Consider the following 15,375-nt stretch of genomic DNA (forward strand, 5'->3'; position numbering starts at 1 on the left):
GACCGGGCCAGAGACGCCGCAATCTAGCCATTTGCCATTATTTTTTCAAATACCCCTGCATATAAAAAAAGAGCAGCTATGTTGCTAATAAACCGGTCCGCAACGGACCCCTGGTGCGCCGAAGGTGTTCCTGATGAAAACAACAATAATGGTTGCCGCTGTTACCAGTGCGCTAACAAGCGCCCTCCCCTGCGTTTCACTTGCTGCAACATCGACCGACCCGGTAGTGGCTGTGGGTTTGATCGGTAGCTATAGCGAAATGGAATTCAAGGGCCCGCGCTCCACCGACACCGAACATATACCCGAAGGGGGGCTGTTCATTAACTTCGGTAATAAGTTGACCGCCCAGTCCGGCCTGGTCTATCAGGCAGAACTCAGCGGCCAATATGTCGAACGCCAGGGTGAACGCGTCAAGGACGCCCAGGCCGACCTGGATCTGGGCTGGCGCATGGCCCTGGATGACAGCAACTTTGTCGATGTTCTGTTGGGGGCCGGCTACAAATGGAACCGCTTTCACCCCGACTACAACAAGTACGACATTGACCTGACCAGCCGCACCCCCTTCGCCAAACTTGCGATTGGCTATAACCATCAGTTCAATAATGCCACGGTGCGATTAGAAGCCGGCGTGCGTAAAACCATTGATGGTGATTCGCAGTTGGAAATAAGTCGCGTCGGCAACGACACCCTGGACCTCAAGGACACCAGTAACCCCTACGCCGAACTGCATCTGCTGTTCAATCAGCAAGGGGACTTCCCGGTGGTTGCCACGCTGTACTACAGCCACTTCAAATACGACCTGGATGGCCAGTTCCTCATCAGCAACTTTGACAAACAGACCCGTAATGAATATGGCGCCAAGTTGGGCCTGGTGTTCTGACGTTTGCCGGTCAAACCTTCGGCTGGTGGCTGGTCACGCAATGAATGCCACCGCCGCCTGCGGCAATGGCGTCAATGTTCAACTGCACCACTTCGCGGTCGGGATAGCACTGCGACAACAGGTCATACGCCTTGGCGTCGGCCACCTTGTCACCGAACTCGGGGGCAATCACCGCGCCATTGATGACGAAGTAGTTGATGTATCCGGCGGCAAAGTCAGGGTTGTTCTTGCTGAACTTGCTTTTGCGCGGCTTGAGCGGTGGCGACAGGGTCAGCACTTGCAAAGCGCGGCCATCGGCATCGGTGGCCTGCTTGAGGATTTCCAGGTGGGCCAGCGTGACCTTGTGATCGTATGAGTCCGGGTCGGTGTCGAGGTTGGCAATCACGACCCCGGGCTTGACGAAGCGGGCATAGAAGTCGACATGGGCGTCGGTGATGTCCTTGCCCTTGATGCCGGGCAGCCAGATGATTTTGCGCAGGCCCAGGCGTGCCTTGAGCTCTTTCTCGACCTCGGCCTTGCTCCAGTCGGGGTTGCGGTTGCGGTTGATCCAGCAGCTTTCGGTCATTATCGCCGTGCCGTGGCCATCCACCTCGATACCCCCGCCCTCGCCCACCAGCTCGCTCTGGATGTAATGCGCACCGGTCTTGTCGGCGATCAGCCCGGCCAGCTGCGCATCTTCATCGTGCTGCTGCTTGTTGCCCCAGCCGTTGAAGTTGAAGTCCACCGCGCCCAGGCCGCCTTCACCATCGATGACGAAGTTGGCGCCGGTATCACGAATCCACACATCATCCAGCTCGGTGATGACGTAGGTGATGTTGGCGCTGCCACAGTACTCCTCGGCCAGTGCTCGCTCGTCCTTGCGGCAGAACACCGTGACCGGCTGGTAGTGGGCGATGGTGCGGGCGATCTCGCCGATGGCGTGCTGCACGTCGGCGGTAAAGTCCTCCCAGATGTCTTCCTGGGCACCAAAGGCGATAAATGCCCGCTGGTGGCGGTCACCTTCATCGGGCATGTGCCAGCTGCCCGCGCTGGCAGCCTGGGCGCGCGAGGGGTTCAGGCCGAACCCGAGCGCCATGGCGGCGCTGATTCCGGCAACGACCGAAGCCTGTTTGATGAAGTCACGACGCGTCGTCATAGATGAATCCTTGAGGGGGTGCCAGCGCGCTTACTGCGCGGTGGCGGTCTTGAATTTGGTCCAGGTGCGCATGCGTGCGCGCATGTCGGCCTGGGGAATGTCCTGGCCGGGAATCAGCCGCTCGTAAGTGGCCTCGTCCAGGTAAATGTCCGGGTTGTTGCGCATGCTCGCATCGACATCCGCGCGCGCCTTGGCGTTGGACGTGGGGTAGCCGGTGAAGTTACTGATCGCCGCCATGTTTTGCGGGCGCATGACAAAGTTGATGAAGGCATAGGCGTACTCCGGATGCTTGGCGTCCACGGGAATCGCCATGGTGTCCATCCACACGGTAGTCCCCTCTTTGGGAACGCGGTACTGGAACCGGGTGGTTTTACCCGCGCTGTCGGCGGTGCGCTGCGCCTGCGTCATGTCGCCGCTGTAGCCAAGCGACAGGCACAGGTTGCCGTTGACAAGGTCAGTCACTGGCTGGGACTGGAACTTGCGGATGTAGGGCCGAATCTTGAGCAGTACCTCGCTGGCTGCGGCCAGGTCTTCACGCCGGCCGCTGCGCGGCTCGCGGCCCAGGTAATTGAGCACCACGGCCAGCACTTCGTCGGGCGAGTCGATCATCGAGATACCGCAGTCGGCGAACTTGGCCGCCAGCTCCGGCTTGAACAGCATGTCCAGGCTGTTGACCGGGGCATCGGCCATGCGCTGGCTGATCTGCTCGGCGTTGTAGGTCAGGCCGATGGTGCCCCAGGTGTAGGGCACGGTGGCGGGCGTGGAATGCGCATAGTGCGTGCGCAATTTTTGCAGCCCGGGCTCGATGTCGTTCATGGCGACGAGTTTGGTTTGATCCAGCACCTGCAGGCTGCCGGCGCGCATCAGGCGTTCCGCCACGGTGTCGCCGGGAAAGATCAGGTCATAGCCACTGCCACCGGCCATCAGCTTGGCTTCCAGGGTTTCGCTGCCATCCATGACGTCGTAGATCACCTTGATACCGGTTTCGCTGGTGAAGCGGGCCAGGGTGTCCTCGGCAAAATAGTCGGCCCAGTTGTACAGCCTCAGGGTTTTCTCTTCGGCGTGCAGGGGCGCCATGGTGCAACCCAAGGCAAGACCCAGCGCGCACAGCAGGCGTTTGTTGGCAGCGTGCATATCAGACTCCTTGGCTGTTCCAGCGAGCATTGAGGTGGCGGCCGTCCTGGCTCAACAGCGGTCCGTACATCTCTGGCCGACGGTCACGGTAGATGCCCCAGCTCAGGCGCTCTTCGGCCATGGCGGCCAGGTCCAGCCCGTGCAGCAGCACACCGGTGCTGCTGCGGTCGGCCTCGGCCAGCAACTTGCCCTTGTGATCGCAGATAAAGGACGAACCATAGAACTCCATCTGCAGTTGCGCATCGGTGGTCGCCACTTCACGACCGACCCGGTTGGACGCCACCACCGGCAGGATGTTGGCCGCGGCGTGGCCGCGCATCGCCATCTGCCAGTGATCGCGCGAATCCAGTTCCGCGCAGCCAGGCTCCGAGCCGATGGCCGTGGGGAACAGCAGGATTTCAGCGCCCATCAGGGCCAGGCAGCGGGCCGTCTCGGGGAACCACTGGTCCCAGCAGATGCCCACGCCAAGGCGCCCGGCCGCCGTGTCCCAGACCCTGAAACCGGTATCGCCGGGGCTGAAGTACTCCTTCTCCTGGTAGCCGATGGCGTTGGGGATATGGGTCTTGCGGTACACGCCCAGCAACTGCCCATCGGCATCGGCCACGCTCAGGGAGTTGAACCAGGCGTTGCCAGCCCGCTCGAACCAGCTCAACGGCAACACCACCTCCAGCTCACGGGCCAGCGCGGCGAAGCGCTTGAGCACCCGGCTGTCGCGGTACTCCTCGGCCAGTGCCAGGTGTTTATGGCTCTGTTCAATGCAGAAATACGGCGTGGCAAACAGCTCCTGCAACAGGATCAGTCGGGCGCCTTTGGCGGCGGCCTCGCGCACCAGCTGTTCGGCGCGATCGAGGTTTTGCTCAAGGTTCCAGGTGCAGGGCATCTGGGTGGTGGCAACGGTCAGCAGGCTCATGGCATCAACCCTCCAGCGGCCAGGCAGGCTGTTGCTGGGTGATGCAATGCACCCCGCCACCGCCATGGGCCAGGTGGTTGATGCGCACCGGCACCACTTCGCGCCCCGGGAACGCCTGGGCCAATACGTCAGCCGCTGCGTGGTCGGCCTCGATGCCGTAGGCCGGCATGATGATCGCGTCGTTGGCAATGTAGAAGTTGGTGTAGGAGGCGCAGAACACTTGCGCGTCGGTGTCTACCGCTTCGCTGGCTTCAAACAGCTCGATCAGCTCGAACCGTCGGCCGTGGGCATCGGTGGCCAGCTCCAGCGCACGACGGTTTTCCCGGGCCACCTGGGCGTACACCGAACCCTGGTCATGGGTGGCGTCGACCAGCAACACACCGGGACGCGCGAAGGCACACACACCATCGACGTGGCCGTCGGTCATGTCGCCGGTCACGTAGTCGGGGTCGCCCGGTAGCCAGATGGTCTTCTTGATGCCCAGCAGGCGGGAGAAGATTTCCTCCATCTCGGCCTTGGCCACGCCCGGGTTGCGGTTGGGGTTGAGCAACACCGACTCGGTGGTGATCAGCGTGCCCTGACCATCGACATGAATGGCGCCGCCTTCGTTGCTCAACGGCGTGCCGAAACACGGCAGGTTCAGGCCATTGAGCACGCGACGGGCCAGGCCTTCGTCCAGGTCATGGGCCGATTTGCCGCCCCATGCATTGAAGCGCCAGCTCACGCCAGCCACGCCGTGCTGGGGATGGCACACAAAGCTTGGGCCCGAGTCCCGGCACCAGCTGTCGTTCACCGCCAGCTCGATCAACTCGATGTTCGGCCCGCACAGGGCCTTGGCACTGCCGACAGCAGTGGGGTCGACCACCAGCTTGACCGGCTCGAACCGGGCAATGGCATTGGCCACGCGGGCAAAGTCTTCCTGCACCTGCGCCAGGGTCACGCCCCAGCCCGATTCCCACAGGGCCTTGTTGTGGGGCCATACCATCCAGGTCGCCGCGTGCCGGGCCCACTCTGCGGGCATCCACCAACCTTCGTTGCGTACGTGATTCTGCTGCATGACAAATACCTTTGAGTTAAGTCATTGTGTTCAATGAAAACTGCCTTGGCGGTCTTGGCATGCATGCTACGGCCCTGAAAACGGGCAAACAAACGATGGATTTTGCAGAAAACTGATTAGGACAACTTATCAATGCTCAAACACTGGCCCCCACTGAGCACCCTTCGCGGCTTTGAAGCGGCCGCCCGACTGGGCAGCTTTCACAAGGCTGCCGAAGAGCTGCACCTGACCCAATCGGCCATCAGCCAGCAGATCCGCAGCCTTGAGGCGTACCTGGAACAACCGCTGTTCTTTCGCAGCGGGCGCAGCGTCAGCCTGACCGATGCCGGGCACGACCTGCTCAGCACCACCCAGGCGATGCTGCAGCAACTGGCGGTGGGCATCCGGCGCCTGGGGCAGTACCAGAAACCCAATCAACTGGTGCTCAACACCACCCCGGCGTTCGCCCGGCACTGGTTGCTGCCGCGCCTGGCCGACTTTCGCCGCCAGCATCCGCAGGTGGATCTGTGGATCTTCACCACCGACGAAGTACCGGACATGGCCAGCCAGACCATCGACCTGGCGGTGCGCGATGACATCAGCGCCCAGGCCGAATGCAGCTTCAAAGTGCTGCATGCCGACCGCCTCTACCCGGCGTGCCACCCCAGCGTGCTGGCGTTGCCCCGGGAGCAGCGCACCACCTTGCATGGCGAGCGGGAAATGGACTGGAGCCACTGGGCGGTAGAGGCCGGCGTCGATGTCGGCCAGCAGGACCGGGGGCTGAATTTTTCCGACCCGGGCCTGCTGCTCGATGCCGCGACCTCGGGGCTGGGCATTGCCCTGGTCAGCGAACTGCTGAGCCGCCAGGCGCGTGCCAGCGGGCTGTTGCAGCCCTTGGTGGAGCAGACCATTCGCGGCCCGAACTGGGCCTCGCTGACCCACCGCGACAGCGAGTACGACCCCTTGGCGCAAAGCTTCAGCGGCTGGCTGCACGACAACCTGCAAGCCGTGGGTACACTAGGCTCTGTATGAAACGTTTTGAGACGAAGGTCAGGCAAGGCGAAAACAGCCGAGGAAGCGGGTTGTAAATGAGCATTCCGAGGCTGTTTTCAATGCAGCCTCACCGAGTATCAAGGCTTTTCGTACAGAGCCTAACGCCAGCCTGAACCTGCCACCGGAGACTTGCATGAACGTTGGCGTGATTTCCGACACCCATGGCCTGCTGCGCCCTGAAGCGCTGCAAGCGTTGCGTGGCTGCGAGCGGATCATCCATGCCGGCGACATCGGCAAGCCCGAGATCCTCCAGCAACTGACCGCCATCGCCCCCGTGCACGTGGTGCGCGGCAACAATGACCTGAACCTCCCCTGGGCCCACAGCATTGCCGACCATGTGCGCTTCGACCTCAACGGCTGGCAGGTGCTGCTGGTGCATGACATTGCCGATGTGCCGGCACTGCTCGATGACGACATCCGCCTGGTGATCACCGGCCACTCGCACAAGCCCCTGATCCAATGGCGCGGCGAGCGCTTGTACCTCAACCCGGGCAGTGCCGGCCCGCGGCGATTCAAGCTGCCGGTGACCCTGGCGTTGCTTGAAGTGCAGCCCGCATTGCTGGCGCCGCAGCTAGTCTCTTTGGTGGAATGACCCTGCGCGCAAGCCCCGGCAAATTATGTACTAACTTGTTAATTAGCTTGCTAAGGGTATAATTCCGCCATCCCTCCTTCGAGTTTTTTTCGATATGAAGCACGCTCCGCGCGCCGCTGGCGCCTCCTCATTCATCCTGGTTGGCCTGGGCGTGATCATCGCCCTGCTCGGCCTTGCACTCGCTGCCGGCGGTGTAAGGCTGGTCGGCCTGGGTGGCTCCTGGTACTTCCTGCTCGGCGGCCTGGCAATGGCTGTTTCCGGCCTGCTGATTGCCCGCCGCAAGCCTGCCGGCGCCTGGCTGTTCGCCGCCTTCCTGGTGGCCACAGCAATCTGGGCCGTGGCCGATGTGGGGCTGGTGTTCTGGCCGCTGTTCTCGCGCCTGTTCATGTTTGCCGCTATCGGTTGTGTGGTCGCCCTGGTCTATCCGCTGCTGGCCCGTGCCAACGGCGCCACCCCGGGCCGTGGCGCCTATGGTGTGGCGGGCGTGCTGGCCGTCGCCCTGGTGATTGCGGTGGGCAATATGTTCGTCGCCCACCCCAGCGTCGCGCCGACCGGCACCGGCCCCGGCATCACCCCGGTGGACCCTGCCACGGCGCAGAAAGACTGGGCCCACTACGGCAACACCGAGGGCGGCAGCCGCTTCGCAGCGCTCGACCAGATCAACCGCGACACCGTCAACAAGCTGCAAGTGGCCTGGACCTACCACACCGGTGACGTGGCCCAGAGCGACGGCAACGGCGCCGAAGACCAGCTGACCCCGCTGCAAGTCGGCAACAAGGTGTTCATCTGCACCCCGCACAACAACCTGATCGCGCTCGATGCCGATACCGGCAAAGCGCTGTGGAAGAATGAAATCAATGCCAAGTCGGCGGTGTGGCAACGGTGCCGCGGCATGGCTTACTTCGATGCCACAGCCCCCATCGCCCAACCGACCCGGCCGGACAGCTCGGCGGTCATCGCCGCCAGCGTACCGGATGGCGCCAATTGCCAGCGCCGCCTGCTGACCAACACCATCGACGCCCGGCTGATTGCGGTGGATGCCGATACCGGCGCGTTCTGCCAGGGCTTTGGCGACAACGGCCAGGTGGACCTCAAGGCCGGCCTGGGCAATGTGCCCGACAGCTACTACCAACTGTCGTCGGCACCGCTCATGGCCGGCACCACCGTGGTGGTCGGCGGGCGCATTGCCGACAACGTACAGACCGACATGCCCGGTGGCGTGATCCGTGGTTTTGACGTCATCAGCGGCCAGATGCGCTGGGCCTTCGACCCGGGCAACCCCGAAGACCGCAACGCCCCGACAGGCGACGCCACCTACGTGCGCAGCACGCCCAACAGCTGGGCACCGATGTCGTACGACCCCGCCATGAATACCCTGTTCCTGCCCATGGGCAGCTCGTCCACCGACATCTATGGTGTTGAACGCACGGCGCTGAACCACAAGTACGGCGCCTCGGTGCTGGCCCTGGACGCCAGCACCGGTGCAGAAAAGTGGGTGTACCAGACCGTGCACAACGACCTCTGGGACTTCGACCTGCCCATGCAACCGAGCCTGATCGACTTCACCCAGGCCGACGGCCAGTCGGTGCCGGCGGTGGTCATCGGCACCAAGGCCGGGCAGATCTTCGTGCTCGACCGCGCCACGGGCAAGCCGCTGACCCAGGTCGATGAAGTGCCGGTCAAAGCGGGCAACATCCCCAACGAGCCCTACTCGCCCACCCAGCCCAAGTCCGTGGGGATGCCGCAGATCGGCGCCCAGCAACTGACCGAATCGGACATGTGGGGCGCCACGCCCTATGACCAGCTGCTGTGCCGCATCGACTTCAAGAAAATGCGTTACGACGGCCTGTACACAGCGCCCGGCACCGACCTGTCGCTGAGCTTCCCGGGCTCTTTGGGCGGCATGAACTGGGGCAGCCTCTCTACCGACCCGGTGCATGGCTTTATCTTCGTCAACGATATGCGCCTGGGCTTGTGGATTCAGATGATCCCGTCGCAGAACCAGGGCCAGGCCGCCTCCGGTGGCGAGGCGCTGAACACCGGCATGGGGGCGGTGCCGCTCAAGGGCACGCCGTATGCGGTGAACAAGAACCGCTTCCTGTCGGTAGCCGGCATTCCATGCCAGGCGCCGCCGTTCGGCACCCTCACCGCCATCGACATGAAGACCCAGAAAATCGCCTGGCAAGTGCCGGTGGGCACGGTTGAAGACACAGGTCCCCTGGGCATCCGCATGCACCTGCCGATCAAGATCGGCCTGCCGACGCTGGGCGGCACCCTGTCGACCCAGGGTGGCCTGGTGTTCATTGCCGGCACCCAGGACTTCTACCTGCGCGCCTTCAACAGCGGCAACGGTGAAGAAGTCTGGAAAGCCCGCCTGCCGGTGGGCAGCCAGGGTGGGCCGATGACCTATGTATCACCCAAGACCGGCAAGCAGTACATCGTGATTACCGCCGGTGGCGCACGTCAGTCCACAGACCGTGGCGACTACGTGATGGCGTACGCCTTGCCTTGATTTAGCACTCTTTTCGCGGGGCAAGCCCGCTCCTACCTAGGAGCGGGCGTGCCCCGCGATCGCCTTGAAGATTCAGGAACACCCCTCAATGTCCTCCGCTTTGCGCTTCACCTCCTGCCTGCTCACCGCCCTTGTCAGCACCACCACCCTGGCCCAGGACACCACCCTCACCGGCGACTGGGGCGGCCTGCGTCGCCAGCTCGACGAGCACGGTATCAAGTTCACCGGCGACTACAGCGGCGAGACCGCCTACAACGCCAACGGCGGCCTGCACCGCTCCGCGCGCTACTCGCAAAACATCAAGCTCGGCGTTCAGCTTGATCTGGAAAAACGCTACGGCCTGGACAACGGCGGCAAGGTCCAGCTCACCGTCAACGACCGGCGCGGCAACAGCGCCTCCGAGGACCTGGTGGGCAACCGCCTGCCCATCCAGGAAAACTACGGCGGCCTCTACACCCGCCTGACCGAACTGAGCTACGAACGCACGCTGTTCACCCCGGCCCTGAACGTCAAGCTCGGCTACATGGCCATGGGCAACGACCTCGGCGGGCTGGACAGCGGCATCCTGTGCAACTTCATGAACGCCGGCTTCTGCGGGCATCCGCTGAACATGTCCGGCGGTAGCGGCTGGACCAACTACCCCAACGCCCACCTCGGCGTGCGGGTCAAATACGACCTGGCGCCGGCCTGGCAGTTACGCGTGGCGGCGTTCAATGTCGACCCCGAAAGCAACGGCAACGCCAGCCGCGCCTGGCACCTGGGGCCCAAACACAGCACCGGCACCGTGGTGCCGATCGAGCTGGTGTACAAACGCGCGGGTGAGCTGCCTGGGGAATACAAGCTGGGTTACTACTACGACAGCGCCGACGCCAAGCGCATCGGCAGCAACGATGAAGTGGCCGGGCGTGGCGGTCATTACCTGCTGATCGACCAGGCCGTGTGGAACTCCCAGGCCTCGACGGGACGCAGCCTGCACGCCTTCGGCCAGTACTCGGCCGCCAGCGCGGCGGCATCGCCTTTCAAGACCTGGTATGGCGCAGGCGTAGTGCTGTACAAGCCGTTTGCAGGCCGCCCCCGCGATACCGTCGCCCTGGGCTACGGCCGCGCCGTGCCCAACCCGCGCAGCCGTGACGTCCAACAGAACGCCGCACTGGCCAATGACGAAGCGTTCCCCAACCTGGACAGCGCCGAACAGTTGATCGAACTGAGCTACGGCTACCAGGCCACCCCCTGGCTGACCCTGCGCCCGGATGTGCAATACATCATCGAACCGGGGGCGTTCTCGGGCGAACAGATCGACAACGCCCTGGTGCTGGGCCTGCAGGTCAAGGCAACGTTCTAACGCGCCTGCAGGAGCGGGCTTGCCCCGCGAGACGGCGGGGCAGACAGATCGCTATCGCGGGGCAAGCCCGCTCCTACACAGGCTATTATCCTGCGTTCCACATTTCAGCTGATGGGACCTTTGCAATGCACCTCGCCCCCGCCATCCCGGTTCTGCGCATTTTCTCGGTCGAAAAAGCCAAGGAGTTCTACCTCGACTTTCTCGGCTTCACCCTCGACTGGGAACACCGTTTCGACCCCGACCTGCCGCTGTACGCCCAGGTGCATCGCGACGGCTTGATCCTGCACTTGAGCGAACACCACGGCGACAGCACCCCAGGCTCTACCGTGTTTGCCCGCGTCGAGGATATCGAAGCCCTGCAACGCGAGCTGATTGCCAAGCAGTACGGCTATTCACGCCCCCAGGCGCAGGACGTCGGCTGGGGCCTGCAAATGGAGATCGCCGACCCGTTCGGCAATCGCCTGCGTTTCTGTCAGCAGATCGAGGGCTGATCAATACCGTTGTGTTAGACCGGGGCTTGGACGTACCATCGATAATAATTCCCATTTGATATCGATTCACTCGGCGCCTGCGATGGAGCGCGTTGTCCCCATGCCCCAGTCCCCCACTCATTCGGATATCGGCTGCCTGTATCAAAGCCACCACGGCTGGATACGCGCCCTGCTCAATCGCAAGCTGGGCAATGCCAGTGATGCCGCCGAGCTTGCCCATGACGTGTTCGTGCGCTTGCTGAGCAACCCCAGGCACTTTCCCAGTGACGCCCATGCCCGCGCATACCTGAGCGCCATGTCGCGCAATGTCTGCGTGGACTTCTGGCGCCGACGCCGGGTCGAAATGGCGTGGCTTGAAGTACTGGCCAGCCGGCCACAGGCCTGCATGCCCAGCGAAGAGCACCAGGCGATGGTGCTGGAAGCGTTGCAACAGGTCCAGGGCATGCTTGAAAAGCTGGCGCCGCCAGTAGCCAAGGCATTCCTGCTGGCTCAACTGCATGGCCTGAGCTACCGCGCCATCGCCGAGCTGATGGGGGTGAGCGAACGCACCGTCACCAGCTATATGGCCAAGGCCATGCTGCATTGTGCGCTGCTGGAAGCCGAACTGGACGCAGCGCTGCTGTGAACGAACACCCACCCAAGGTCGATTATCAGTCCCTGCAACAGGCTGCCGAATGGTTTGCCCGCCTGACCGGGCAACCGGACGATCCAGCCCTGCGCCAGGCCTGGCAGCAATGGCATGGACAGAGCGATCAGCATCGCCTGGCCTGGCAATACATGGAACGGGTCAGCCAACGCTTTGCGCCCCTGCACGGCGATGTCGACAACGCCGCGCAAACCTTGCAGACCCTGCACCACAACCGAATGTCCCGGCGCCAGGTGATACGCGGGCTGGGCGCACTGTCTTGCCTGGCCGCACTGGGCTGGGCCGGTTGGCGTCCAGGACTGTCACAACCCTTGCTGGCCTGGCAGGCAGATCTGCGCACCGCCACTGGCGAGATCGCCGAGCACGTACTGGCCGATGGTTCGCGCCTCTGGCTCAACAGCGCCAGCGCCCTGGACATCGACTTCAACGACCAACAGCGCCACTTGCGCCTGTATACCGGTGAAGTGCTGGTAAGTACCGCTGCCGACCCGCGCCCGCTGCGCCTGCACACCCGACACGGCAGCCTGCAACCACTGGGCACCCGCTTCAGCGTGCAGTTGCAGGCAGGCACAACCCGGCTCTCGGTGTTCGAGGGGAAGGTGCGTGCGCACTGCGTCGACTCGGGCCGCGAGCAAACGGTCGAGGCCGGGCACAGCCTGGGCTTCGACGGCCAGCATTTCACCCCGCTACAAGTGGCGCAGGCGCAACGCCAGGCCTGGAGCCAAGGCATCCTGCTGGCCGAAGACATCGAACTGGGCCAACTGATCGAAACCCTCGGCCAGTACCGTCACGGCTACCTGGGCGTCGATCCGCAGATCGCCGGGCTCAAGGTCATGGGGGCGTACCCGCTGCATGACACCGACCTGGCCCTGGCCATGCTCGAACGTGCACTGCCGATTCGCATCCAGCGAACCCTGCCTTGGTGGGTCAATGTACGGGCACTTGGTCCGCGTCCCGACTGATTCCTTGAAAAAGATTCATTCGCAGCTTCCGGTTTTTTCGGCTCATCCGATTTAACCGGGTAACAACAGCTCAGCGTCTTTTTCAAGGAACCCTTCATGCCGTCCCGTCTTCCCACCCACCTGAACACACTGGCCCTGGCCATCGCCCTCGGTTTGTCGACCACTGTGCTGCCCAGCCTGCCGATCCAGGCCAGCGAGCGGGCACAAGTGCAGGCATTCGATATCGCCGCCGGCCCGCTCAGCGCGCGCCTGAACCAGTTGGCCAGCGAAGCCGGGATTCTGCTGGCTGGCGACTCACGCCTGACCCAGGGCAAGACCGGCCAGGCCGTTCGCGGCCGTTACCCAGCGGCCCAGGCCCTGCAGATCATGCTCGTCGGTACCGGACTCAGCGCGGTGGCCAGTGGCGACAACCGCTACCTGCTGCAAGCCGCCCAGGACGGCGAAACCCTGGAGCTTGGGGTCACCAGCATTGATGCCCGCACCGACAGCGCCACCACCGAGGGCAGCGGCTCCTACACCTCGCCGGTGACCACCATCGGCAAGGGTGTCAAGGCACTCAAGGACATTCCCCAGGCCGTGAGCGTAGTGACCCGCCAGCGCATGGATGAGCAAAACATCAGCACTGTCACCGAAGCGCTGATCAACTCGCCCGGGATCACCGTGGTGCCGTCGTTCACCGGCAGCCAGTTCTATTCCCGGGGCTTTTTCATCAACAGTTTCCAGTACGACGGTGTGCCGCTTGAGCGCCAGTTGTACGCCCGTGGTTCGAGTTTTGGCGGGCAGACGGCGATCCTCGACCGCGTCGAAGTACTGCGCGGACCACAAGGGTTGCTCGAAGGTGGGGGTGACCCTTCGGGGGCGGTCAACCTGGTACGCAAGCGCCCGACCCATTCGGCGCAAACCCACCTGAGCGCCAAGGCCGGCTCCTGGGACCACTATGGCGCACAGGTCGACACCGCCGGCCCGCTGGACGCCCAAGGCCGCGTGCGGGGCCGCCTGGTGATGGACTACGACACCACCCAGTCATTTGTCGATGTTGTGCAAAGCGACAACCAGACCCTCTACGCCGCCCTCGACTTCGACCTTACCGACAGCACCCAGCTGGGCGTGGGCTACAGCCACGAGCGCCTGGATGCCACGCCCTACATGATGGGCATCCCCAACTACAGCGACGGCAGCATGCCGAGCCTGGACCGCTCCACCTTCCTGGGGGCCCGCTGGGACAACTGGGACAAGCGCCAGGACACCTACTACCTGGACCTCAACCAGCAACTGAGCGACGACTGGAAGCTCAAGGCCAGTGTGGTGAACATTCGCGAGTTCAATGACTTCAAATACCTGCAGCGGCGCGGGCGCATGGGCCCGGGCTACACCCTGGCGGGCGATGCCTATGTGTTCGACTATTTCTCCGAACACTGGGGTGGCGATATCAATGCCACCGGTGACCTGCAGTTGTTCGGCCGACGCCTGGGCCTGACCCTGGGCGGCAACTATTCGCGACTCAAGAGCAACGACGTGTGGGGCGCGCGCTACAACTACGTCACGCCCATCAACATCTTCGACTACAGCCCGAGCGCCATTGAACCGAGCGACGACTCGATCTACTCCGCCAACCAGTGGCTCGACGGCTACACCTCGACACAGAAAGGCCTGTACGCGGTAGGCGACTATCAACTGACCGACAACCTGTCATTGATCCTCGGCAGCCGGGTATCGAGCTTCCGTACGGTGTTCGATTCCGATGGTCCCTGGGGCGTGACCCGCTCCACCGCGGAAAAAAACGGCAAGGTCACGCCCTACGCCGGCTTGGTGTACTCGCTCAACGAGCACTGGAACGCCTACGCCAGCTACACCGAGATCTTCAAGCCACAGACCCAGCGTACCGCCGAAGGCAGCCTGCTCGACGCACGCACTGGCAAAAGCTATGAGATTGGCCTCAAGGGCGAGCACGCCAATGGCCGACTGAACACTGCCTTTGCCCTGTACCAGATGGAGCAGGACAACATCCCGATGCCCGATGCGGGCATCCCCTCGGACATTGCCAATGCCCAATGCGGCGGTACCTGCTATGTGCCCTCCGGCACCATCCACAGCCGTGGCTTTGAAGCAGAGATCAGCGGCGAAGTGCTGCCAGACCTGCAGGTCTCGGCGGCCTATACCCTGAACCTGCTCAAGTACCTGGACGAAGAGCCGGCCACGGCAGGCAACATCAGCGCCAACACCCAGACGCCAAAACACATCCTGCGGACCTGGGCCAACTACCGTCTGCCAGGCGAATGGCAGCGGGTCTCGGTGGGGGCCGGGGTCAATGCTCAAAGCAGCTCGGCAGGCTTTGGCTACTATGGCCGCGAACAGGGTGGCTATGCCGTGTGGAACTCGCGGGTCGCCTACGCCTTCGACGAACACTTGAGCGCCGCGTTGAACATCAACAACCTGTTCGACCGCAAGTACTACCGGGCCATTGACTACGATCACAACTTCTATGGTGATCCACGCAATGTGCTGATGAGCCTGGACTATCGCTTCTAAGCCTGGGCGGCGCTTTACCGGCGTCGCTTATACCCTTACGCTGTGCAGCCCATGCGCTTTCCCGAGGTGTAGTCCGATGCGTCATTAATGCCGCCGTCTGCTTGACGGCCCGTCTTCATCCCCCTTTGCCGGGGACGTTGCTGGCATTTTATG

The 15,375-nt window shown here is 63.1% G+C and carries 13 protein-coding genes; 9 read left to right on the plus strand and 4 right to left on the minus strand.

Annotated features, from left to right (window positions below):
• The first annotated feature begins 133 nt into the window (after window positions 1-133).
• The gene (locus U9R80_RS18320) at window positions 134-880 is read left to right on the plus strand and encodes a hypothetical protein (RefSeq protein ID WP_301841858.1); all 747 of its coding nucleotides are present in this window, start codon (window positions 134-136) and stop codon (window positions 878-880) included.
• A 10-nt stretch (window positions 881-890) separates the two neighbouring features.
• Here U9R80_RS18320 and U9R80_RS18325 read toward each other — a convergent pair whose 3' ends face one another.
• Genes U9R80_RS18325 through U9R80_RS18340 form a run of 4 tightly spaced genes read right to left on the minus strand, consistent with a single transcriptional unit; the run spans window position 891 to window position 5,116 of the window.
• Window positions 891-2,015 carry an agmatine deiminase family protein gene (locus tag U9R80_RS18325; protein WP_301841857.1) on the minus strand — a complete coding sequence of 375 codons (1,125 nt, stop codon included), beginning with the start codon at window positions 2,013-2,015 and terminating at the stop codon, window positions 891-893.
• Between the two features lie 30 nt (window positions 2,016-2,045).
• Window positions 2,046-3,149, minus strand: coding sequence for an extracellular solute-binding protein (locus tag U9R80_RS18330; RefSeq protein ID WP_301841856.1), 1,104 nt, complete (start codon window positions 3,147-3,149; stop codon window positions 2,046-2,048).
• 1 nt (window position 3,150) lies between these two features.
• The gene (aguB, locus tag U9R80_RS18335; RefSeq protein WP_301841855.1) at window positions 3,151-4,059 is read right to left on the minus strand and encodes an N-carbamoylputrescine amidase; all 909 of its coding nucleotides are present in this window, start codon (window positions 4,057-4,059) and stop codon (window positions 3,151-3,153) included.
• Window positions 4,060-4,063: 4 nt separating this feature from the next.
• Window positions 4,064-5,116: an agmatine deiminase family protein gene (locus U9R80_RS18340; protein WP_301841854.1), complete on the minus strand. Its 1,053-nt coding sequence runs from the start codon at window positions 5,114-5,116 to the stop codon at window positions 4,064-4,066.
• 132 nt (window positions 5,117-5,248) lie between these two features.
• Here U9R80_RS18340 and U9R80_RS18345 point away from each other — a divergent pair, with 132 nt between their 5' ends.
• The 8 genes from U9R80_RS18345 to U9R80_RS18380 all read left to right on the plus strand — a co-directional run bounded on the left by U9R80_RS18345 (window position 5,249) and on the right by U9R80_RS18380 (window position 15,222).
• Window positions 5,249-6,127 carry a LysR substrate-binding domain-containing protein gene (locus U9R80_RS18345; RefSeq protein WP_301841853.1) on the plus strand — a complete coding sequence of 293 codons (879 nt, stop codon included), beginning with the start codon at window positions 5,249-5,251 and terminating at the stop codon, window positions 6,125-6,127.
• Between the two features lie 154 nt (window positions 6,128-6,281).
• Window positions 6,282-6,740: a metallophosphoesterase family protein gene (locus tag U9R80_RS18350; RefSeq protein WP_301841852.1), complete on the plus strand. Its 459-nt coding sequence runs from the start codon at window positions 6,282-6,284 to the stop codon at window positions 6,738-6,740.
• Between the two features lie 94 nt (window positions 6,741-6,834).
• Window positions 6,835-9,252: a glucose/quinate/shikimate family membrane-bound PQQ-dependent dehydrogenase gene (locus U9R80_RS18355; RefSeq protein ID WP_301841851.1), complete on the plus strand. Its 2,418-nt coding sequence runs from the start codon at window positions 6,835-6,837 to the stop codon at window positions 9,250-9,252.
• Window positions 9,253-9,340: 88 nt separating this feature from the next.
• Entirely contained in the window at window positions 9,341-10,594 is a 1,254-nt protein-coding gene (locus tag U9R80_RS18360; protein WP_301841850.1) for a carbohydrate porin, read from the plus strand.
• Between the two features lie 125 nt (window positions 10,595-10,719).
• The gene (locus tag U9R80_RS18365) at window positions 10,720-11,085 is read left to right on the plus strand and encodes a glyoxalase superfamily protein (RefSeq protein ID WP_301841849.1); all 366 of its coding nucleotides are present in this window, start codon (window positions 10,720-10,722) and stop codon (window positions 11,083-11,085) included.
• A gap of 100 nt (window positions 11,086-11,185) precedes the next feature.
• The gene (locus U9R80_RS18370) at window positions 11,186-11,710 is read left to right on the plus strand and encodes a sigma-70 family RNA polymerase sigma factor (protein ID WP_301841848.1); all 525 of its coding nucleotides are present in this window, start codon (window positions 11,186-11,188) and stop codon (window positions 11,708-11,710) included.
• Window positions 11,707-12,693, plus strand: coding sequence for a FecR domain-containing protein (locus tag U9R80_RS18375; RefSeq protein ID WP_301841847.1), 987 nt, complete (start codon window positions 11,707-11,709; stop codon window positions 12,691-12,693). Before U9R80_RS18370 ends, U9R80_RS18375 begins: the two co-directional genes overlap by 4 nt.
• A gap of 96 nt (window positions 12,694-12,789) precedes the next feature.
• Window positions 12,790-15,222 (plus strand): TonB-dependent siderophore receptor, encoded by a 2,433-nt coding sequence (locus U9R80_RS18380; RefSeq protein ID WP_301841846.1) that lies wholly within the window; start codon window positions 12,790-12,792, stop codon window positions 15,220-15,222.
• Window positions 15,223-15,375: the final 153 nt, after the last annotated feature.

This window comes from Pseudomonas sp. JQ170C, assembly GCF_035581345.1.
Taxonomy (GTDB): Bacteria; Pseudomonadota; Gammaproteobacteria; order Pseudomonadales; family Pseudomonadaceae; genus Aquipseudomonas.

What these genes read in the sequence shown, in the direction of transcription:
- U9R80_RS18320 (WP_301841858.1), top strand. Translation starts at nt 134, where the DNA reads ATGAAAACAACAATAATGGTTGCCGCTGTTACCAGTGCGCTAACAAGC.
- U9R80_RS18325 (WP_301841857.1), bottom strand. Translation starts at nt 2,015, where the DNA reads ATGACGACGCGTCGTGACTTCATCAAACAGGCTTCGGTCGTTGCCGGA.
- U9R80_RS18330 (WP_301841856.1), bottom strand. Translation starts at nt 3,149, where the DNA reads ATGCACGCTGCCAACAAACGCCTGCTGTGCGCGCTGGGTCTTGCCTTG.
- aguB (WP_301841855.1), bottom strand. Translation starts at nt 4,059, where the DNA reads ATGAGCCTGCTGACCGTTGCCACCACCCAGATGCCCTGCACCTGGAAC.
- U9R80_RS18340 (WP_301841854.1), bottom strand. Translation starts at nt 5,116, where the DNA reads ATGCAGCAGAATCACGTACGCAACGAAGGTTGGTGGATGCCCGCAGAG.
- U9R80_RS18345 (WP_301841853.1), top strand. Translation starts at nt 5,249, where the DNA reads ATGCTCAAACACTGGCCCCCACTGAGCACCCTTCGCGGCTTTGAAGCG.
- U9R80_RS18350 (WP_301841852.1), top strand. Translation starts at nt 6,282, where the DNA reads ATGAACGTTGGCGTGATTTCCGACACCCATGGCCTGCTGCGCCCTGAA.
- U9R80_RS18355 (WP_301841851.1), top strand. Translation starts at nt 6,835, where the DNA reads ATGAAGCACGCTCCGCGCGCCGCTGGCGCCTCCTCATTCATCCTGGTT.
- U9R80_RS18360 (WP_301841850.1), top strand. Translation starts at nt 9,341, where the DNA reads ATGTCCTCCGCTTTGCGCTTCACCTCCTGCCTGCTCACCGCCCTTGTC.
- U9R80_RS18365 (WP_301841849.1), top strand. Translation starts at nt 10,720, where the DNA reads ATGCACCTCGCCCCCGCCATCCCGGTTCTGCGCATTTTCTCGGTCGAA.
- U9R80_RS18370 (WP_301841848.1), top strand. Translation starts at nt 11,186, where the DNA reads ATGCCCCAGTCCCCCACTCATTCGGATATCGGCTGCCTGTATCAAAGC.
- U9R80_RS18380 (WP_301841846.1), top strand. Translation starts at nt 12,790, where the DNA reads ATGCCGTCCCGTCTTCCCACCCACCTGAACACACTGGCCCTGGCCATC.